Origin of the sequence: Propionivibrio sp., assembly GCF_047602565.1 — a bacterium.
In the GTDB taxonomy this organism is placed as follows: domain Bacteria; phylum Pseudomonadota; class Gammaproteobacteria; order Burkholderiales; family Rhodocyclaceae; genus Propionivibrio.
Genome location: NZ_JASGGX010000001.1, coordinates 2924806 through 2945513, shown reverse-complemented (window position 1 = coordinate 2945513; position 20708 = coordinate 2924806). Strand labels below are relative to the sequence as shown.

At 67.6% G+C, this 20708-nt stretch carries 18 protein-coding genes and 1 pseudogene; 4 read left to right on the top strand and 15 right to left on the bottom strand.

The annotated features are described in order from the left end of the window. Nucleotides 1–22: 22 nt before the first annotated feature. The 11 genes from QM701_RS13825 to QM701_RS13775 all read right to left on the bottom strand — a co-directional run bounded on the left by QM701_RS13825 (nt 23) and on the right by QM701_RS13775 (nt 12430). Complete coding sequence (locus tag QM701_RS13825; RefSeq protein WP_415167626.1) at nt 23–1213, bottom strand: class I SAM-dependent rRNA methyltransferase; 1191 nt, start codon at nt 1211–1213, stop codon at nt 23–25. A 230-nt stretch (nt 1214–1443) separates the two neighbouring features. After that, entirely contained in the window at nt 1444–2580 is a 1137-nt protein-coding gene (locus QM701_RS13820) for a glycerate kinase (RefSeq protein ID WP_415167625.1), read from the bottom strand. A gap of 20 nt (nt 2581–2600) precedes the next feature. Further along, nucleotides 2601–3548 (bottom strand): transketolase family protein, encoded by a 948-nt coding sequence (locus QM701_RS13815; protein WP_415167624.1) that lies wholly within the window; start codon nt 3546–3548, stop codon nt 2601–2603. Next, nucleotides 3545–4378 carry a transketolase gene (locus tag QM701_RS13810; RefSeq protein WP_415167623.1) on the bottom strand — a complete coding sequence of 278 codons (834 nt, stop codon included), beginning with the start codon at nt 4376–4378 and terminating at the stop codon, nt 3545–3547. Before QM701_RS13810 ends, QM701_RS13815 begins: the two co-directional genes overlap by 4 nt. A gap of 127 nt (nt 4379–4505) precedes the next feature. Beyond that, entirely contained in the window at nt 4506–5531 is a 1026-nt protein-coding gene (locus tag QM701_RS13805; protein WP_415167622.1) for a zinc-dependent alcohol dehydrogenase, read from the bottom strand. A gap of 19 nt (nt 5532–5550) precedes the next feature. Then, the gene (locus tag QM701_RS13800) at nt 5551–6822 is read right to left on the bottom strand and encodes a TRAP transporter large permease (RefSeq protein WP_415167621.1); all 1272 of its coding nucleotides are present in this window, start codon (nt 6820–6822) and stop codon (nt 5551–5553) included. After that, a complete protein-coding gene (locus QM701_RS13795) occupies nt 6819–7355 on the bottom strand; it encodes a TRAP transporter small permease (protein ID WP_415167620.1) in 537 nt (178 codons plus the stop codon). Before QM701_RS13795 ends, QM701_RS13800 begins: the two co-directional genes overlap by 4 nt. Before the next feature lie 105 nt (nt 7356–7460). Then, nucleotides 7461–8480 (bottom strand): TRAP transporter substrate-binding protein, encoded by a 1020-nt coding sequence (locus QM701_RS13790; protein WP_415167619.1) that lies wholly within the window; start codon nt 8478–8480, stop codon nt 7461–7463. Nucleotides 8481–8545: 65 nt separating this feature from the next. Continuing rightward, complete coding sequence (garR, locus tag QM701_RS13785) at nt 8546–9442, bottom strand: 2-hydroxy-3-oxopropionate reductase (protein WP_415167618.1); 897 nt, start codon at nt 9440–9442, stop codon at nt 8546–8548. 21 nt (nt 9443–9463) lie between these two features. Next, entirely contained in the window at nt 9464–10267 is an 804-nt protein-coding gene (gene hyi / locus QM701_RS13780; RefSeq protein WP_415167617.1) for a hydroxypyruvate isomerase, read from the bottom strand. Between the two features lie 222 nt (nt 10268–10489). Further along, nucleotides 10490–12430, bottom strand: coding sequence for a sigma 54-interacting transcriptional regulator (locus tag QM701_RS13775; protein WP_415167616.1), 1941 nt, complete (start codon nt 12428–12430; stop codon nt 10490–10492). Nucleotides 12431–12796: 366 nt separating this feature from the next. Here QM701_RS13775 and QM701_RS13770 point away from each other — a divergent pair, with 366 nt between their 5' ends. Both QM701_RS13770 and argC read left to right on the top strand, forming a co-directional pair. Then, nucleotides 12797–13714: a DMT family transporter gene (locus QM701_RS13770; protein ID WP_415167615.1), complete on the top strand. Its 918-nt coding sequence runs from the start codon at nt 12797–12799 to the stop codon at nt 13712–13714. A gap of 76 nt (nt 13715–13790) precedes the next feature. Next, the gene (argC, locus tag QM701_RS13765) at nt 13791–14729 is read left to right on the top strand and encodes an N-acetyl-gamma-glutamyl-phosphate reductase (RefSeq protein ID WP_415167614.1); all 939 of its coding nucleotides are present in this window, start codon (nt 13791–13793) and stop codon (nt 14727–14729) included. A gap of 71 nt (nt 14730–14800) precedes the next feature. On the opposite strand, the gene QM701_RS13760 is transcribed toward argC, so the two are convergent. Next, on the bottom strand, nt 14801–16162 hold the full coding sequence (locus QM701_RS13760) for a citrate transporter (RefSeq protein ID WP_415167613.1): 1362 nt from the start codon (nt 16160–16162) through the stop codon (nt 14801–14803). A gap of 159 nt (nt 16163–16321) precedes the next feature. After that, nucleotides 16322–17995 carry a 2-isopropylmalate synthase gene (gene leuA, locus QM701_RS13755; protein ID WP_415167612.1) on the bottom strand — a complete coding sequence of 558 codons (1674 nt, stop codon included), beginning with the start codon at nt 17993–17995 and terminating at the stop codon, nt 16322–16324. A gap of 174 nt (nt 17996–18169) precedes the next feature. Between leuA and QM701_RS13750 the strand changes: the two genes are divergently transcribed. Together QM701_RS13750 and QM701_RS13745 are read left to right on the top strand one after the other, a co-directional pair. After that, on the top strand, nt 18170–18631 hold the full coding sequence (locus tag QM701_RS13750) for an Lrp/AsnC family transcriptional regulator (RefSeq protein ID WP_415167611.1): 462 nt from the start codon (nt 18170–18172) through the stop codon (nt 18629–18631). 16 nt (nt 18632–18647) lie between these two features. Further along, nucleotides 18648–19760 carry an NAD(P)/FAD-dependent oxidoreductase gene (locus tag QM701_RS13745; RefSeq protein WP_415167610.1) on the top strand — a complete coding sequence of 371 codons (1113 nt, stop codon included), beginning with the start codon at nt 18648–18650 and terminating at the stop codon, nt 19758–19760. Here the strand turns inward: QM701_RS13745 and QM701_RS13740 are convergent, their stop codons facing one another. Beyond that, the gene (locus QM701_RS13740; RefSeq protein ID WP_415167609.1) at nt 19761–20276 is read right to left on the bottom strand and encodes a glutamate--tRNA ligase family protein; all 516 of its coding nucleotides are present in this window, start codon (nt 20274–20276) and stop codon (nt 19761–19763) included. 115 nt (nt 20277–20391) lie between these two features. Then, nucleotides 20392–20694, bottom strand: a pseudogene (locus QM701_RS13735) (glutamate--tRNA ligase family protein); the annotation flags it as partial. Nucleotides 20695–20708 lie beyond the last annotated feature (14 nt).

The following is a 20708-nucleotide window of genomic DNA, read 5'->3' as shown; positions in this document are numbered from 1 at the left end:
CGGAAGAACGGACCCGCCCGGTTCAGTCGACCTGGACCAGCAGTCCCTTGAGATACTCGCCCTCCGGGAAATGCAGCGCCACCGGATGATCGGGACCGGCGGCGAGCCGGCGCAGGATGCGCGCGTCGCGCCCGGCGTCGACCGCGGCGCCGGCGACGATCTTCTGGAAGAGTTCGAGCCCGATGCCGCCCGAACACGAATAGGTCATCAGGTAGCCGCCCGGATTGAGCAGCCGGAAGCCGAGCAGGTTGATGTCCTTGTAGGCGCGCGCCGCCCGTTCGGCATGCGCCGCCGAGGGCGCGAACTTGGGCGGATCGAGGACGATCAGGTCGAAGCGCCGCTCCTCCTTGCGGAAGACGCGCAGCGCCTCGAACACGTCCGCCTCCAGCCATTCCGCGCGCGCCGCGTCGAGCCCCGGATTCATCGCCAGGTTCGCCCGCGCGCCGGCCAGCGCCGGGCCGGACGAATCGATCGACAGCACGCGGCCCGCCCCGCCGGCCAGGGCCTGCAGCGAAAACCCCCCGGTGTAGCAGAAGCAGTTGAGCACGCTGCGGCCGGCCGCCAGTTCGCGCGTCAACAGGCGGTTGTCGCGCTGGTCGAGATAGAAGCCCGTCTTGTGCCCGTCGATCACGTCGACGCCCAGCCGCACGCCGTTCTCGTCGATCGACAGCGGCGCGCCGGGCGCTTCGCCGTGCGCCCAGCCGGTGACCGGCGCCAACCCTTCCAGCCCGCGCACGTCGGAATCGGAACGCTCGTAGATGCGCGCCGCGCCGGTCAACCTGGCCAGCGCGCCGACGATGGCCTTGCGCCATTTGTCCGGCCCGGCGGCGGTCAATTGCAGGCAAATCGTGTCGCCGTAGCGGTCGGCGATCACGCCGGGCAGGCCGTCGGATTCGCCGTGGATGAGGCGCACGCCGTCCTGCGCCGCCAGCAGGCCCATGGCCCGGCGGCGCGCCACGGCCGCGTCGACGCGGCGCCGGAAAAAGGCGTCGTCGATGATGGCCTGCGCATCGAAGCTCCAGACGCGCGCGCGGATCTGCGACCTGGGGCTCCACGCCGCGCGCGCCAGCGGACGGCCGTCGGCGGCGAGCACGTCGACCGTGTCGCCCGGCCGCGCGCGGCCCACGAGGCGTTCGATCGAGCCTTCGAAAATCCAGGGATGGCGGCGAAAGAGCGAGCGCTCCTTGCCCGGCTTGAGTAAGAGTTCCGGCATGGGCGGCATTCTACGCCACCGCGGCGGCGGCGCCGGCGGCCGCCCGGCGCGCCGATTACACTCGGTTACGCAACGACCGCACAAGCGCAACAGACTCTGGAGGGGCGCGGTCCTAAGATGCACTCGTTGCTTCAGCGTCCCCCGCTGGCAATGTTTGACCCTCCCTGACCCATCGCAACGATGGGATTTATATCCCGAACCACACCGGTTCGGGATTTTTTTTGGCCGCGCTACAGGCGTGCGGCCCGGAGAATCCGGCACAGGCGCGCCGAGGCCGCTTCGATCAGTTCCTGGCCGCGCAGCATGCATTCCTCAAGGCCCATCGGCCGGTCGCAGATGCTCATCACCGCGTCAACCCCTTGCGACAAGGTTTCGTCCGCCCCTTCGCCGAGGCTGCCGGAAAGGCAGAAGACGGGAACGCGGTGGCGTTTGGCGGCTTTCGCCACGCCGACCGGGGCCTTGCCGAAGGCGGTCTGGAAGTCGGTGCGCCCTTCGCCGGTGAGGACGAAGGCGGCGCCCTCGACGAGTTCCTGGAATTTGACCGCTTCGAGCACGATCTCGACGCCGGGCCGGAGCACGGCGGGAGTAAACAGCAGCAGGCCGGCGCCCAGCCCGCCGGCCGCGCCGGCGCCCGGCACCTCGGCGACGACGCGCCCGGTCGCCGCCTGCGCGATCAGGGCGTAGTGCCAGAGCGCGGCATCGAGCGCGGCGACCATGCCGGGCGTCGCCCCTTTCTGCGGCCCGAACACGACGGACGCGCCGCGCGGGCCGCACAAGGGGTTGTCGACGTCGCAGGCGACGGTGATTTCCGTTTCGTGCAGGCGGGGATCGAGTCCGTCGAGATGGACGGCGGCGAGGCCGGCCAGCGCGGCGCCGCCTTCGGCCAGTTCCCTGCCGGCCGCGTCAACGAAGCGCGCGCCGAGCGCGCGGGCCATGCCCGCGCCGCCGTCGTTGGTCGCGCTGCCGCCGATGCCGAGGATGATCCGGCGCAATCCGGCGTCGAGCGCGGCGTGGATGAGCTCGCCGGTGCCGAACGAGGTGGCCCGCTCCGGATCGCGCAGCCGCTCGGGAACCAGCGGCAGCCCGGACGCGGCGGCCATCTCGATGACGGCGGTGGCGCCGTCGCCCAGGATGCCCCACTGCGCGTCGATCCGCCGCCCCAGCGGATCGAGGACCTGGCTATGCCGCAGCTCCCCGCCGGTGGCGGCGACGAGCGCCGCGACGGTCCCTTCCCCGCCGTCGGCGATGGGCACCTTGCGCACGTCCGCCTCGGCGAATATCCGCAGGATGCCGCGTTCCATGGCCTCGGCCACGTCCGGCGCCGAAACGCTTCCCTTGTACGAATCCGGGGCGACGACTATGCGCACGACGCATCCTTCCTGTTTCGTCACTTCTTCCGGCGCAGGACCCGTTCGGCCTTGGCCACGATGTTGGCGGCCGACAGCCCGTACTTGACCAGCAGCTTCTCGTAGTCGCCGGACTCGGTGAAGGTGTCCTCGACGCCGACGAATTCGAGCGGCACCGGGCAGTGCTTCGCCAGCACCTCGGACACGGCGCCGCCGAGGCCGCCGAACACGCTGTGTTCCTCGGCGGTGACGATGGCGCCGGTGTCGCGCGCGCAGGCGATCAGCAGTTCCTTGTCGATCGGCTTGATGGTGTGCATGTTGACCACGCGCGCCTTGACGCCCCTGGCCGCCAGCGTCTCGGCCGCTTCCAGCGCCTTGACCAGCATGTAGCCGGTGGCCACGATGGTCAGGTCCGATCCTTCGACCAGCGTCACGCCCCGGCCGATCTCGAACGTGTAGGTGGCCTTGTCCAGCACTACCGGCACTTCGGCGCGGCTCAGGCGCAGGTAGACCGGCCCCTTGAAGGCGGCGGCGGCGCGCGTCGCCAGTTCGGCCTCGACCGGGTCGGACACCGAGACCACCGTCATGTTCGGCAGGGCGCGCATGAAGGCTATGTCGGCGATCGCGTGGTGGCTGGCGCCGTCGTACGAATCCGAAAGGCCGGCGTAGGTGCCGGCCAGCTTGACGTTGAGGCCGGTGTAGGCCACCAGGCTGCGCACCGGATCGGCCGCGCGCAGCACCATGAACGCGGCGAAGGTGTTGGCGAAGGGAATCTTGCCGGCCGTGGCGAGGCCCGCGGCCATGGCCACCATGTTGGCCTCGGCCACGCCGACGTTGAAGTAGCGCGCCGGGAATTCCTTGCCGAAGACGATGCTCTTGCTCGAACTGCCGACGTCGGCGTCCAGCGCCACGACGTCCGGGTTTTCGCGCCCCAGTTGCGCGAGCGTCTCGCCGTAGACGTCGCGGATGGCTCTCTTCACAGCGGTCATACCGTCACCCCCAGTTCCTTCATCGCATTCACGTATTCATCCTTGCTGATCGGCTTGCCGTGCCAGGCGCTCTTGCCTTCCATGAACGACACACCCTTGCCCTTGACCGTCTTGGCGACGATCACCGTCGGCCGGCCCTTGACCGTGGCGGCCAGGTCGACCGCGTCGGCGATCGCCGACACGCAGTGGCCGTCGATGTTGATCACGTTCCAGCCGAAGGCCTGCCATTTGGCGGCGATGTCGCCCATCGGCATGATTTCCTCGACGGTGCCGTCGAGCTGCACGCCGTTGTTGTCCACGATCGCCAGCAGGTTGTCGGCGCCGAACTTGGCCGCCGACATGGCCGCCTCCCAGACGATGCCTTCCTGCAGCTCGCCATCGCCCATCAGCACGTAGGTGCGGTAGGCGCGGCCGTCCAGCCGGGCGGCCATGGCCATGCCCAGCCCGGCCGGCAGGCCGAGCCCGAGCGGGCCGGTCAACAGCTCGACGCCGCAGGTCTTGCGGGCGCAGGGATGGCCCTGCAAATGGCTGTCGAGCTGGCGCAGCGTGACCAGGTCGTCCTGCGGGAAGAAGCCGCGTTCCGAAAGGATCTGGTACAGCATCGGCGCGGCGTGTCCCTTGCCGAGAATGAAGCGGTCGCGGTCCGGGTCCCTGGGATTCTTCGGATCGACCCGCAGCTTCTCGAAGTACAGCGTCACCAGGATCTCGGTCGCCGACAGCGACCCGCCGGGATGGCCGGTCTGGATGCCGTACAGGAGCCGGATCAGGTCCTGCCGCAGGCGCAGGCACAGCCGTTCCAGCTCGTCCTTTCTTTCCTTGCTCAAACTCATCTGTTTCTCCTTGTCGTTCAAATTCCGGGCACACGACCGCCCTGCGGCGCCCGGCATGGGCGCCGCGTTGCCGAAACCTTCGTGGCATGGGCGCGGAATCCGCCCGGCGGCGGATTCCGGCGCGCGTTCAATCCCCGATGTCGATGACCACCTTCATCACGCTGTCGGGGTTGTCGTCGATGTACGGATAGACGTCCTCCATCCGGCGGATGTCGAAGTGGTCGCTGATCAGCGGCGCGGTATCGATCGCCTTGCGGGTCATCAGGTCGATGGCCCGCTCGAAGTCCTGGCGCAGGTACATCATGATCCCGAGCATGTCGACCTCGCGGCGCTGGAACAGCGGCAGCTCGACCTCGACCGGCTCCTTGTAGTTGGCGACGACGACCAGCTTCGACGAGCAGCGCGCGGCGGCCACGGCCTCGTTGAAGATGGCCTTGACGCCGGCGCAGTCGATGATGACGTCCGCCTCGTCCTCGCCGAACTGTTCCAGGATGACGTCCTTGAGCTTCCGGCCGCGGGTGTCCACGCACGCCGGGATGCCGCACGCCCGCGCGATGTCGAGGCGCCTCGGGTTGATGTCGGTGATCGCCACTTTCCTCGCTCCCGAGGCGCGCGCCACCTGCGCCACCAGGTTGCCGATGGTGCCGGCGCCGAGCACGACGACGTTGGCGCCCGCGAGGTCGCCGCAGCGCCGGATGGCGCCGGTGGCGACGGCGGCCGGCTCGACCAGCGAGCCTTCATCCAGGCTCATCGCATCCGGCAGCCGCAGCACCTTGGCGGCGGGCGCGGCGAAGTACTCGGCGAGCATGCCGCCGGTATGCACCCCGTAGACCTTGAGGTTCTGGCAGACGTTGTAGTGGCCGCTGCGGCACGGCGCGCACGCGCCGCAGAACACCTGCGGCTGCACGGTCACCTTGTCGCCTGCCTTGAAGCCGGCGACCTTGCCGCCGACGCGCTCGACCACGCCGGCACCCTCGTGCCCCTGCACGACGGGGAAGGTCATGTACTTGTGCCGGCCGTGGTAGATCTGGATGTCGGAGCCGCAGACGCCGACGCGCTTCATCCGGATCAACACCTCGTCCTCGCCGATCTCGGGGACCGGCGCGTCCAGGAAGCTCATCTTGAAGGCTTCCGTCATCTTCACTTGCAGCATCGTCTTCTCCTGAATCGCGTTACTTGAGTGCGTAGGGCAGCCACACGGAGACCGCCGGGACATAGGTCAGGATGGCCAGCACGACGACCAGCATGCCGAGGAACGGCCACACTTCCCTGACGATCTCGCCGAAGCGGACCTTGGCCACCGAACTGGATACGAACAGCAGCACGCCGACCGGCGGATGCACCTGGCCGATGGTCAGATTGACCAGCAGCACGATGCCGAAATGCACCAGGTCGATGTGGAACTGGTTGAGCACGGGGATCAGGATCGGCACCAGGATGATCATGATGGCGATCGTCTCCATGAAGCAGCCGAGGACCAGCAGGACGACGTTGAGCAGCAGCAGGACGACCCACGGCTTGTCGGTGGCCTGGGTCAGCGCCGTGGACAGGACCTGCGGCATCTCGGCGACGCCGATGAACCAGCTGAACGGCGACGCCGCCGCGACGATCAGCAGGATGACCGCCGTTTCCTTGGCCGTCTGCAGCAGGATGGCCGGGATGTGCGACCATTTCAGCGTCCTGTAGATGAACAGCCCGACCAGCAGCGAGTAGAAGGCGGCCACGCCGGCGATCTCGGTGGCGGTGAAGAAGCCCGCGCGGAAGCCGCCGAGGATCAGCACCGGCATCATCAGCGCCCAGAACGCTTCGCGGAAGGCCGTCTTCAGGTTGCTCCAGGCGAAGCCCCGCTCCTCCCTGGGGAACTGCCGCTTGCGGGCGACGTAGGCCACCACGGCCATCATCCCTCCGGCCATCAGCAGACCGGGGAAGATGCCGGCCCAGAACAGGTCGCCGAGCGAAATGTTGGCCTGCCAGGCATAGATGACCATCAGCGTCGAGGGCGGGATGATCGGCCCCAGCGTCGCGGCGATGGCGCACAGCGCGGCGCCGAAGCCGGCGCCGATGCCCGAACGCCTGAACTCCGCGCCGAACACCCGCGACAGCGCGGAGCAGTCGGCGACCGACGAGCCGGAGATGCCCGACAGGAAGACTTCCCCGACGACGGCCGTGTGCGCCACGCCGCCGCGGATGTGGCCGATCGCGGCGCGCGTGAAGCCGAACAGGCGTTCGCTGATGCCCGAATCGTTCATCAGCGAACCGGCCAGCGTGAACAGCGGGATGGCCAGCAGCGGGAAGGATTGCACGCCGGTCACCACGCGCTGCGCGACGAGCGACAGCGGCACGCCCTCCAGGCCGATGACCAGCAGCGACGAACCGAGCATGGCCAGGGCGATCGGCAGGCCGACCAGCAGCAGCAGGGCAAACGAGATGAGCAGGAGGGTCATTGCAGGCCCCCTTCCTTGATCACCAGGGCCTCGGTCTCGCCGCGGAAGACCGGCGCCGCGCCGGAATCCATCCAGACCCGGAGCACGTGGAACAGCATCAGCAAAAGCCCGATCGGCATGCCGGCGAAGAACCAGGCCTTGGAGACGCCCATCATCGGCGAGTTGACGACCAGTTCCAGCATGAACTGCTCGGTGCAGGCCCAGGCCGCGACGCCGAGGATGACGATGCCGCACAGCACGGTCACCGTGTTCAGCCAGGCGAACATGGGCTTGCGGAAGACCGGCGCCATGACGTCGATGCGGATGTGCATCTGCGAGCGGACGGCGGCGGCGGCGCCGAGGAAGACCATCCAGGTGAGCAGGGCGACGATCAGTTCCTCGCCCCAGGTCAGCGGATCGTTGAAGACATAGCGCAGGATCACGGCCAGGACCACCAGGCCGGCGATCAGTCCGTGCAGGACGATGAGGAGAAAATCCTCGACCGCGGCGATGGCGTCATCGAGCCGGCGGAAAAGTTGACGAAGAGAGTTCATGGACCACCCTGTTGTTATGGAGAAGCGCGTCTGCCCGGCGCAACCCGGCCGCCGGCGGTGCAGCGTGACCGCCGGGATGCGCCGCGGGGCATGCGGACGGACGGATTACTTGGCGGATTCGATGGCCGCCTTAACCCGCTGCAGGTTGGCGGAACCCCAGCGCGCCTCCAGGTTCTTGTAGGCCGGCCCCATCTTCGCGGCGAACGCCGCGCGGTCGGGCTTGTCGACGACGGCCGTCTTGCCGGCCTTGCGGATGTCCTCGAGCATCTTGGTTTCCTGCTCCTGCTGCAGCTTCGTGTTCTTTTCCGAGACCGCCGCGGCTTCCTCAAGCAGCACCTTCTGCATTTCAGGCGAGAGTTTTTCCAGCGAGCGCTTGTTGATGATCCACACGTTGTTCTGCAGCATGTGCTTGGTCATCGACAGGTTGCCCTGCACTTCGTAGAACTTGCGCGCGTAGATCGTCGGAATCGGGTTTTCCTGGCCGTCGACCAGCTTCTGCTGCAGCGCGGTGTAGACCTCGCCGAACGGCACCGGCGTCGGCGCGGCGCCCATGGCGCGGATCATCTCCACCCACACGGGCGATTCCGGCACGCGGATCTTCAGGCCCGCCATGTCTTCCGGCTTGTTCACCGCCTTGGTGCCGGTGGTCAGGTTGCGCCAGCCCCAGTACCAGATCTTGGACAGCATCAGCACGTTGTGCTTGTCGCGCAGTTCGTCGAAGATCGGCTGGAAGGCCGGGCCGCGGATGATGTTTTCCGCCTGCGTCCAGTCGTTCCAGAGAAAGGGCGCGCTGGCGATCTCGAGCGCCGGCACCAGGTTCGACAGCGCGGCCATCGACGGCGTGGTGATGTCGAGCGCGCCGGACTTGACCTGCTGGATCAGGTCGACTTCCTTGCCGAGCTGCTCGCCCGGAAAGACCTTGACGGTCACCTCGCCCTTGGTGCGCTGGGTGACGCGGTCGGCGAACTCCTGTTCGAGCTCGGCCGCCAGTTCACCATTGACGTGCACGTGGCCGAAGCGCAGCGTGGTCGCCGCCGAGGCGGCCGTCGGCAAGGCTGCGAAAGTGGCGAACACCGCCGCGCCGAGCGTCGAGACAAGCAGTTTTCTGGTAATGGAACGATGCATTTTTGAGCCTCCTCGTTATTGGTTGTGGTGCTTCCTGGAACAGCGAACTACTCGGGACTGCCGGATCATGCCTGCCTGCGCACCTCGACCTGAGCCAGCTTTTCGTAGTACTTGACGATGGCGCCGTGGTCGTCCCCGGCGCAGCCGTCCACCTTGAGCGCCTGCAGGATTTCCATCACGCCGGCCGTCAGCGGCAGCGGCGCGCCGACCTCGTGCGCCGTGTCCAGCGCGTTGTCGAGGTCCTTGATGTGCAGGCCGATGCGGAATCCCGGCGCGAACTTGCGCTCCAGGATCAGCGGCGCCTTGGCGTTCATCACCGTGCTGCCGGCCAGGCCGCCCTTGATGGCGTTGAAGACCAGCTCCGGATCGACGCCGGCCTTGGTGGCGAGCGTCATCGCCTCGGACAGCGCGGCGATATTGAGCGCTACGACGACCTGGTTGGCCAGCTTGGTCACGTTGCCGGCGCCGACGTCGCCGACGCGCACGGCGGACGCGCCCATGCACTTGAGGATCGGCAGGCATTCCTCGAACACGGCCGGATCGCCGCCGACCATGATCGACAGCGTGGCGTCGATGGCCTTGGGCTCGCCGCCGCTGACCGGCGCGTCGATCATCCGCACGCCCTTCTCGGCCAGCGCCTTGGCGACTTCCTGCGCCGCCAGCGGGGCGATCGAACTCATGTCGATCACGATGGTGCCGGGACGCGCGCCCTCGGCGATGCCGCCCGCGCCGAGCGCCACGGTTTTGACCTGCGGCGAGTTCGGCAGCATGGTGATCACGATCTCGGTCTGCGCGGCCACTGCCGCGGGCGTGGCCGCCGCTTTTGCGCCGAGCGCGACGACCTCGGCCACGGCGGCGGCGTTGATGTCGCAGACGGTCAGGTCGTAACCCGCCTTGAGCAGGTTCTTGCTCATGGGCTTGCCCATGATGCCCAGGCCGATGAAACCGATCTTCTTGCTCATACGTTCTCCTGAATGCATGGGTTACAGGGAATAACCGAACTCGCCCACCCAGCCGAGCGAGCCCGCGCTGTCCGGCGTCGGGACGTATTCCAGGCCGATGTGGCCCGAGTAGCCGGCAGCGACGATCTCGGCGAGCAGCCAGCGGTAGTTGATCTCGCCGGTGCCCGGCTGGTGGCGGCCGGGGTTGTCGGCGATCTGGATGTGCGCGATGCGCGGCAGGTGGGCGCGCAGGGTGCCCGCCAGCTCGCCCTCCATGCGCTGCGCGTGGTACATGTCGTATTGCAGCCAGGCGTTCGGATGGTCAACCTCGGCGAGCACGTCGAGCACCTTGGCCGTGGTGTCCAGCGCGAAGCCCGGCACGTCGCGCGAGTTGAGATGCTCGACGAGCAGGCGGATGCCCGCTTCGGCGAGGCGTTCGGCGGCGAAGCGCAGATTTTCGACCAGCGCCTGCCGCTGCTCGGCGGCGGGAACGTCGGGCAGCGTGCGGCCGACCAGGCAGTTGATCTGCGGCACGCCGAGCGCCTTTGCGTACTCGATCGCCCGCGCCACGCCCTCCCGGAATTCCTCACGGCGCGCCGGGTTCACCGCGATGCCGCGCTCGCCCGCCGCGAAATTGCCGGCCGGCAGGTTGATCAGCACCAGTTGCAGGCCATTGTCCGACAGCGCCTTGCGCAGGTCCGCGACGGCGTACTCGTAGGGAAACATGAACTCGACGGCCTTGAATCCGGCCCTGGCCGCCGCGCCGAAGCGTTCGAGAAACGGCACTTCCTGGAAAAGAATCGATAGATTGGCCGAAAATTTCGGCGCCCGTGCGCATGCGTCCACGTGTCCCCCTTGTAGTTGGTCTGGCGGCGGCAGGCGCTGCCGCCGCGGCGATGGAAGGCTTATGGCAATATCCGGGCCAGCCGCCCGGAAACGGCTCTAACCTCTTGTTTTCATTTTTTATCCGGAACCGTCTCGCCGGGCGCGCCGGGCCGGCGGAGCGGCCGGTCAAATTTCAGAAAGAAACACCGGTGTTTCATTTCGGAACATTGGCGCCGGCACGCCTCAGGCCTCGTCCTCGGCCTCCCGCCGCCCGCGCAGCTCCGCCTTGCCGCGCACCTTGCGCCACAGGGTCGTCCGCCCCACGCCGAGGATGGCGCTCGACGCCTTGATCGAGCCGCCGGTTTTCCGGAAGACGTGGCCGATGTACGCCTCCTCCATGTCCTTGAGCGTCATGTCCTCCCGGAACAGGCGCTCGGCGGAGTCGCCGGCATCGGACGGCTGGCCGGCGAGGCGCGGCATGCCTTCCAGGTCGGCGATGCCGATGGCGCTTTCCTCGGCGACGACCACGGCGCGCTCGACCATGCCGCGCAGTTCGCGCACGTTGCCCTTGAAGTCGTAGCGGCAGAGATAGTCGATGGCCTCCGGGCTGAAGCGCATCGGCCCCTTGCGGTAGCGGCCCGAGAATTCTTTGAGGAAGTGGTCGCTCAGCAGCTCGACATCCTCGACGCGGTCGTTGAGCGGGGGAACGTAGAGGCTGAGGATGGCGATGCGGAAGTAGAGGTCGCCGCGGAACTGGCCGGAGTCGACCAGCCCGCGCAGGTCGCGGTTGGTGGCGCAGACGATGCGCACGTCCACCGGGATCAGCTTGTTGTCGCCGAGGCGCATGACCTGCCTTTCCTGCAGCACGCGTAGCAGGCGCCCCTGCAGCAGCAGCGGCAGTTCGCTGATCTCGTCGAGGAAGATCGTCCCGCCGTGCGCCATCTCGAACAGCCCGGCCTTGCCCTTGCGCACCGCGCCGGTGAAGGAGCCTTCCGCGTAGCCGAACAACTCGCTCTCGATCAGCGTTTCCGGCAGGGCGGCGCAGTTGATCGCCACGAAGGGCGCGTTCCGGCGCCCGCTGCCGCTGTGGATGCCCTGCGCGAACAGCTCCTTGCCGACGCCGGAGGGACCGAAGATCAGCACCGAGGTGTCGTAGCGGGCGAATTTCTGCGCGGCCCGGATGCATTCGGCCATCGCCTCGCTGCGGTGGATGATGTCGGCGAAACCGTACTGGGCGACGAAGCCGCGCTCGGCCAGCTTGATGCGGATCTTCTGTTCGAGCCGCTGCACGTCGGTGATGTCCTGGTACGTCGCCACGGCGCCGCGCACCTCCCCGTCGACCACCACGGGGATGCGGTTGGTGGCGACCACCGTGCCGTTCTCCAGCGTCTGGATGTCGCCGATCACCGGCTGCTCGCTTTCGAGCACGCTCAACAGGCGGGTCTCCGCGATGATCTCGGTGATCCGCCGGCCCATCGCGTCCTGCCGGCCGAAGCCGGTGATCTTTTCCGACGCGCGGTTGAACACCGTGACGCTGCCCTGCCGGTCGATGGCGATGATGCCGTCACGCACGAAATCGATGATCGTGGCGAACTGCTGCGCCTTTTCCTTCTGCAGGCGGGAGGCATAGAGGATGTCCTTGGCCTGCTGGATAGCGATCTGCATGGCCTGGCTGCCCGAATGGACGAGATAGGCCCAGCAGTTGGCGCGGGACGCCGCCATCTTGGCGTTGTTGTCGCCGACGAAGGTGCGGATGCCCAGGCCGAGCAGCCGCTCGACCTCGGCCACGACGTCGCTGTTCTTGGTGATCTCGCAGCAGACCGCCGGCAGGTTCATGACCCGGGCGATGATGTCCGCACCGTAGATCACGTTACCGAAGCCGACGACGCCGACCGGCTCCGCGCAGCCGCCGTCCCTGGCCTTGCTGAAGGCGTCGATCAGGTCGAAGGCGGTGACCTTGACCTCGACCGCGGGAATGTCGAACTCGGACCGGATCAGCTCGTAGAAGCCGCCGCGCGAGACGATCACCTTGGCGCCGCCGTCAACGGCCTGCCGCGCGCGCTGGAGCACGTTGCCCGGCTCGGCCTCCAGCAGGTTGACGTTGACGTAGCCGTTCTCGGCGATGACGCGGCGCGTGACCTCCGCCATGGAACTGAAAGGGGTGACGACGACGATTTCCTTCATGGTCCTCCTGGGCAGGCGGTATCTTCCGCGATTGGCAGCGAGGATACTCCGGGTTTTGAAAAAGAACGTTGTTAACCACAACGAACACGACGGGCACGACGAAAGACAAAATCTTGAATTGACCACGGCGACACGGCGGGCACGGCGAAAAGCAAAAATCTTGTTTCTTGTTTTGCGTTGTGCCCGTCGTGTCCGTTGTGGTTAAAACATTCTTGCCTCTCGCCGTGCCCGCCGTGTCGCCGTGGTTAAAAAGCTCTCACTGCACCCGCCGTCTCGATTTGAAACCGGAATAAAATAGCGTTTGCGCGCGCTTCCGCCGCGCGTCGACCCGGCCCCTTTCCCACCCGCCCCCATCGTCCAATCGCCATGAGCAGTACCACGTCCACCGTCCACGCCGACGTTTCCCGCGGCATCCTGATGGTCATGACGGCGGTGATCTTTTTCTCCGTCGGCGACCTCTCGGCCAAGTATCTGACGCGCTTCTATCCGATCCCGCTGATCGTCTGGGCGCGCTTCTCCATCCACCTGCTGCTCGTCGTCGCCCTGCTCGGGCCGCGCTACGGGCGCCGGCTGGTGCGCACCACGCGGCCGGGGACCCAGATCCTGCGCGGCGTGCTGCTGCTGCTCGGCTCGCTGTTCTTCGTCGCCGCCCTGAAATTCATGCCGCTCGCGGAAGCCACGGCCATCGCCTACCTGGCGCCCCTGCTGGTCACCCTGATGTCGGTCGTCTTCCTCAAGGAAAAGGTCGAGCCGGCGCGCTGGGTCGCCGTCTTCTGCGGCTTCATCGGCGTGCTGGTGATCATCCGTCCGGGCAGCGGCGTGTTCACCTGGGCCGCGCTGCTGCCGGTCGCCAACGCCACCTCGTTCGCCACCTACCAGCTCGTCACGCGGCGGCTGGCCGGCGTGGAGAGCCCCTACACCTCGATCTTCTACGCCGGACTGGTCGGCACCGTGCTGTTCGCCCCCGTCGTCCCCGGCGTGTGGACACCGCCGCAAAGCCTGGAACACGCGGCCCTGTTCGCCGCCATCGGCCTACTCGGCGCGCTCGGGCACCTGATCCTGATCAAGGCCTACGACCACGCGCCCGCGTCGCGCCTGGCGCCGTTCAGCTACTCGCAACTGATCTGGGTGGCGCTCATCGGCTTCATCGCCTTCGGCGACTTCCCGGACGGCTGGTCGCTGTGCGGCATCGCCATCCTCATCGCCAGCGGCGTGTACATCGCGACCCGCCAGCGCCGCCTGGCGCGGCTGGACGATACGAGCGCCGGCAGCCCCACCGGCTGACCGCCGCGTCCGTCGTGCCGCCATCTCCCTGTGGGATAATGGCCGCTCCGTACAACCCCTCCAGCGAAGGTTCCGCATGGCGTACAAAATCTTTGTCGACGGCCAGGAAGGCACCACCGGCCTGCAGATCAACGAATACCTCGCGCGGCGCGCCGACATCGAGGTGCTGCGCATCGATCCGGAAAAGCGCAAGGACCCCGCCGAGAGGAAGCGCCTGATCAACGCCTCCGACGTGACCTTCCTGTGCCTGCCGGACGCCGCCGCGCGGGAGGCGGTGGCGCTGGTGGACAACCCGCGCACCTGCGTCATCGACGCCTCGACGGCGCACCGCGTCGATCCCGCCTGGACCTTCGGCCTGCCCGAACTGGCCAAGGACCAGCGTGAAAAGATCCGCGCCGGCAAGCGCATCGCCAACCCCGGCTGCCACGCCACCGCCTTCATCCTGGCGCTGCGCCCGCTGGTCGCCGACGGCCTGCTGCCCACGGACACGCAGATCGCCGCCAACTCCATCACCGGCTACTCCGGCGGCGGCAAGAAGATGATCGAGAGCTACCGCGGTCCGCAGCGCGTCGACGCGCCGCGCCCCTACGCGCTCGGCCTGACCCACAAGCACCTGCCGGAAATACGCGCCTACACCGGATTGTCCGTCGCGCCGATCTTCCAGCCGATCGTCGGACCGTTCTACAAGGGCCTGGCCGTCACGGCCTACCTGCATCCGCGGCAGTTCTCCCGCCGGGCGACGCCCGCGGACGTGCGCCAGATCCTCGCCGACTACTACGCCGGCGAAGCCTTCATCCGCGTCGCGCCGGTCGACCTGGACGCCAACACCGACGGCGGGTTCTTCGACGTCGAGGCGAACAACGACACCAACCGCGTCGACCTGTTCGTCTTCGGCAACGACGAGCGCATGCTGGTCGTCGGCCGCCTCGACAACCTCGGCAAGGGCGCGTCCGGCGCCGCCGTGCAGGCGATGAACGTGCACCTGGGCGTCGAGGAAAGCCTCGGGCTGGTCTGACGCTTCCCGCATCCCCGAAACGAAGACGCCACCGCGCAGGTGGCGTCTTGCTTTCCGGGCTGCCCGCCACCTTATAGCGCGGCCATGCCGCTCCGTTGTTCCACCGCGACCGCCGCCGGCCGGTCCGGGTCGGACATTGCCGACTTGTGCGGTTCCGTGGGCTGCCAGCCGAGCGTGAAGTACAGCACCGCGAAGCCGACCACGTAGGCCAGGGTGACGTGCCAGCCGTGGCGCAGCCAGTTGCCGACCGACTTGGCTTCCGGGTACATGTTGGACAGGGCCACGCCCGCCGACGAGCCGAACCAGATCATCGAGCCGCCGAAGCCGACGGCGTAAGCGAGGAAGCCCCAGTCGTAGCCGCCCTGCTTCAGGGCCAGCGCGGTGAGCGGGATGTTGTCGAACACCGCCGAGACGAAGCCGAGGCTCAGCGCCGCCATCGCCGAGGCCGGCGGCAGCTGCTCGACCGGCATCATCGACGCGCAGGTCACCAGCGAGAGCAGGAAGATCGAGCCCTTGCAGGTTTCCGGCAGGATTTCCCAGTCCGGCCGGCGCACCGGCACGGACAGGAGGATCGCCAGCCAGACGGCGACGCCGATGAACGGGAAGTGATCGGCCAGTTCGTTGAACTGCAGGTTCACCACCACGTTGGCGATGATGGCGAACAGCAGGATCAGCACCACGATGCCGACGCGCGCCTGATCGACCTTGGTGTGCTCGTGCGCCCCCTTGATGATCGGCGAGTAGGCATGCTGCTGTTTGGCGGCGAAGTACGCGGTGATGCACAGGGCCACCCCGGCGGCGACGTAGGCGTGGAAGACGGCGATGGGGCTGATGCCGTCGATCCACATCATCGTCGTCGTGGTGTCGCCGACCACCGAGCCCGAGCCGCCCGCGTTCGACGCGGCGACGATGGCGGCGAGGTAGCCGATATGCACCCGCGCCTTGAACAGCTGGTGCGCCATGGCGCCGCCGATCAGCGCGGCGGCGATGTTGTCGAGGAAGCTCGACAGGACGAAGACCATCACCAGCAGGGCGAAGCCGCCTTTCCAGCCTTCGGGCAGGTACTTGGGCAGGATCACCGGCACGTGGCTCTTTTCGAAATGGCGGGAGAGGATGGCGAAACCCATCAGCAGGCAGAAGAGATTGACCAGGATCACCCACTCGTGGCCGAAGTGCGCCACCAGCCCGGCGACGCCGTCGCCCGTCTTGAAGCCGGTGAACAGCAGCTTGTAGAGAGTGATCGTCACCAGTCCGGCGAGCCCGACGTACAGCGTATGCCCGTGGAACAGGGCCACGCCGAGCAGGGTCAGCGCGAACAGGATGAAATCCAGCGGAATCCCGCCCACCATGACCAGCTCGCCGGCCACCGCGGGCAGCGCGATCCCCGACAACACCGACATCGACAAAACGGCACGCAACACGCCCCGGCCCATCTTTTTCTCCCTGGCTAAAGATAAAAAACCACAATTTTTGATTATCTACGAACCCTAATACAAAAGGAACGGGCGTGAAACGAATGTGGCGCTTCCCGAGGCGCCCGGAAAAAGGAACGGGCCGCTCGCGGCGGCCCGTTCGCGCGTGACGACGGGGGCTTATTTGCCCGCCGCGCCCGCCGACAGGCGATCGACGCCGCTCACCAGCGCGCGGATCGACGCGGTGACGATGTTGGCGTCCATCCCGACGCCGAAGCATTCCCGGTCGCCGCCGGCCAGCATGACCTCCATGAACGCGCAGGCCTTGGCGTCCTCGCCCTTGCCCATCGATTTTTCCTCGTAGCTGCGCACCTGCACGGCGACACCGAGCGTGCCGAACGCATGCACGGCGGCGTCGATCGGGCCGTTGCCCTTGCCGGTGAGGACGTAGGTCTCGCCGTTCCTCTCCACGGACAGGCGGATGCCCTGCGCCTGGCCTTCCTCGAACAGGTGGTGCCCGACGTAGCGGAACGGCTGGTCGTTTTCCAGGTAGGTCTGCGAGAACAGCGCCCAGATGTCGGCCGCTTCCATCTCGCCGCCGTGCTCGTCGGTGTGGCGCTGCACCACGCCGGAGAACTCGACCTGCAGACGGCGCGGCATGGCGACGCCGTATTCGTTCTCCAGCAGGTAGGCGATGCCGCCCTTGCCGGACTGGCTGTTGATGCGGATCACCGATTCGTAGCTGCGCCCGAGGTCGGCCGGATCGATCGGCAGGTAGGGCAGATTCCACAACTCTTCCGGACGCTGGCGGGCGAAGCCTTTCTTGATCGCGTCCTGGTGCGAACCGGAGAAGGCGGTGAACACCAGGTCGCCGACGTACGGATGGCGCGGATGGATCGGCAGCTGGGTGCAGTGCTCGTAGTCGCGCGCCACGGCGTTGATGTCGGAGAAGTCGAGGTTCGGCGGCACGCCCTGGGTGTAGAGATTGAGCGCCAGCGTGACGAGGTTGACGTTGCCGGTGCGCTCGCCGTTGCCGAACAGGCAGCCCTCGACGCGGTCGGCGCCGGCCATCATGCCGAGTTCGGCGGCGGCCACCGCCGTGCCGCGGTCGTTGTGCGGGTGCAGGCTGATGATCACGCTGTCGCGCCGGGCGAGATGCCGGTGCATCCATTCGATCTGGTCGGCGTACACGTTCGGCGTGGCGATCTCGACCGTGGTCGGCAGATTGAGGATGACCTTGCGGTCCGGCGTGGCGCCCCAGGTGGCGGTGACGGCGTCGCAGACTTCCTTGGCGAAGTCGAGCTCGGTGGCGGTGAACAGCTCGGGGCTGTATTCGAGGATGATCTCGGTTACCGGGATTTCCTCGGCCAGCGCGCGGATGAGGCGCACCGAGTCGGTGGCCATGGCCACGACCTCGGCCTTGCTCATGTTGAACACGTGCTCGCGGAAGGTCGGGCTGGTGGCGTTGTAGACGTGCACGATGGCCCGGCGCGCACCCTTCAGGGATTCGAAGGTGCGGCGGATCAGATGCTCGCGGGCCTGGGTCAGCACTTCGATGGTGACGTCGTCGGGAATGTGTTTTTCCTCGATCAGCTTGCGCACGAAATCGAAGTCGGTCTGCGAGGCCGACGGGAAGGCCACTTCGATCTCCTTCACCCCGATCGCGCAGAGCCGCTTGAACATGCGCATCTTGCGCTCGACGTTCATCGGCTCGAACAGCGCCTGGTTGCCGTCGCGCAGGTCGGTGCTCATCCACATCGGCGCCTCGGTGATGGTGCGGCCGGGCCACTGGCGGTCGGCGAGCCTGACCGGCGGGAAAGCGGTGTACTTGGCGGCGGGATTCTTCAACATCATGGTGTTTTCCTTTGTCTGGCCGACGGGCCTGTCGCAATGGTGAAATGATAGGCGCGAAGGCGAGGCAGATGTTTGCGTTGTTCGACCAAGAAACGAGGAACTTTAGAATAAAAATAAATCTTCAAATACGAAATGGCAATAAAATGCCCACATTGACGAAACGAGGGCAATTTAATGGAACTGGATCGCTACGATCGGCAGATTCTGGAGCATCTCCAGAAGGACGGGCGCATCAGCAATCAGGACCTCGCCGACCGCATCGGCCTGTCGCCGTCGCCCTGCCTGCGCCGCGTGCGCGCGCTGGAGGAGGCCGGCATCGTGAAGGGCTACCGCGCGCTGCTCGACGCCAAGGCGCTGGGCTATTCGCTGATGGCGCTGATCTACATTTCGATGGACATGCACACGCCGGAACGCTTCGACAACTTCGAGCGGCAGATCCGCGATAACCCCGAAGTCCTCGAATGCCTGATGATCACCGGGCAGGACGCCGACTACCAGATCAAGGTCGTGGTCAAGGACATGGACGCCTTCCAGGAACTGCTGCTCAACCGCATCACGCGCATCCAGGGCGTCACCGGCGTGCAATCCAGCTTCGTCCTGCGCCGGGTGGTCGACACGACCGTCCTGCCGGTCTGATCCAGCGGAGAACATCGTGAATATCGAGAAAACGGGCGCCGTGGTGATCGGCGCCGGCGTCGTCGGACTGGCCTGCGCGCGCGAACTGGCCGGCCGCGGCGTCGAGACGATCATCGTCGAGCGCCACGAGACGTTCGGCCAGGAGACCAGCTCGCGCAACAGCGAAGTCATCCATGCCGGCCTGTACTATCCTACGGGCAGCCTGAAGGCCCGGCTCTGCGTCGAAGGCAACCGGGCGCTGTACGCGTACTGCGCCGAGCGCGGCATCGCGCACCGGCGCTGCGGCAAGCTCATCGTCGCCGCGAGCGACGCGCAGCTCGACTACCTGCGCACGTTGCAGGAGCAGGCCGCCGGCAACGGCGTCGACGACACGCGGCTGCTCGACGCCGGGGAAGCCGTGCGCATGGAGCCGGCACTGCGCTGCGCCGCCGCGCTGCACTCGCCTTCCACCGGCATCGTCGACTCGCACGCGCTGATGCTCGCGCTGCTCGGCGACGCCGAAAGCCGCGGCGCGATGTTCGCGCCGAACACGGTAGTCCGCGCGATCGGGGCCGGCGACGGCGCCATCCGGCTGACCCTCGACAGCGCGGGGGAAACCCTGCTGCTCGACGCGGACACGGTGATCAACGCCGCCGGACTCTCGGCTGTCGCGCTGGCACGGACCGTTCCCGGCTATCCGGCCGCGCGGCTGCCCCGCGCCTGGCTGGCCAAGGGCAACTACTACGCGCTGGCCGGCCGCTCGCCGTTCTCGCGGCTGATCTACCCGGTGCCGGAGGCGGGCGGGCTGGGCGTCCACCTCACGCTCGACCTCGGCGGACAGGCGCGCTTCGGCCCGGACGTGGAATGGATCGAAACCATCGACTACGGCGTCGACCCGCGCCGCGCCGAGCGTTTCTACGCGGAGGTCCGCAAATACTGGCCCGGCCTGCCGGACGATTCCCTGCAGCCGGCGTACAGCGGCATCCGCCCCAAGATCGCCAGTCCGGGCGCGCCGAACGCCGACTTCGCGATCCAGGGGCCGGCGGAACATGGCATCGCCGGCCTGATCAACCTGTTCGGCATCGAATCGCCGGGCCTCACCGCCTGCCTGCCGCTCGCGGCCTACGCCTGCGACCGGCTGCGCGACTGATCAGGCGTCGCCGGGGAAAACGGCGCGCACCGCCGGCACCCGGGCAATGTCCCAGCGCTCGACGGCCCAGCGCCAGAACTCGGCGAGCGCCATGCCCTCCGCCTCGCCGGGAACCGGCTGGCCGAGGAAGCGCAGCACGCGCGCCAGCAGGCCGACGCCCTGCGCCGGATCGACGGCCGGCGCACGCGTCTGCTTGGACAGTTTCTCCCCTGTCGCGTTAACGGCTACCGGCAGGTGCGCATGGCTCGGCACCGGCAGCCCGAGGCAGTGCTGCAGCCAGATCTGGCGTGCCGTCGAATCGAGCAGGTTGACGCCGCGCACGACCGAATCGATGCCCTGATCGGCATCGTCCACCACGACCGCCAGCTGATACGCATACTGGCCGTCGGCGCGCAGCAGGACGAAATCGCCGACCTCGCGTTCGAGGTTCTGGCGCGCTTCGCCCTGGACGCGGTCGCGGAAGACGAACTCGCGGTCGGGCACGCGCAGCCGCCAGGCGCGCGCCGCGGCGCCCACGCGCAGGCCGGCGCGGCAGGTGCCGGGATAGAGCAGGCCGCCGTTCGACCGAGCGGCGCGTGGCCGACGCCGCGATCTCGCTGCGCGAGCAGGAGCACGGATACGCCAGCCCGGCCAGCTGCAGGCGCACCAGCGCCGCGTGGTACAGGTCGAGCCGCCGGCTCTGGAAGACGACCTCGCCGTCCCACTCGAAGCCGAACCCCTCCAGCGTGCGCAGGATGCCGTCGGCGGCGCCGGGCACCGTGCGCGGCGCGTCGATGTCCTCGATGCGCACCAGCCACTCGCCGCCGCGGGCCCTGGCGTCGAGATAGCTGCCGACGGCCGCCACCAGCGAACCGAAATGCAGCGGCCCGGTCGGCGACGGCGCGAAGCGGCCGCGACAGGGCGCCGGAGAGTCGATCCGGCGCCCGCCGGGCATTGCAGTGTCACGAA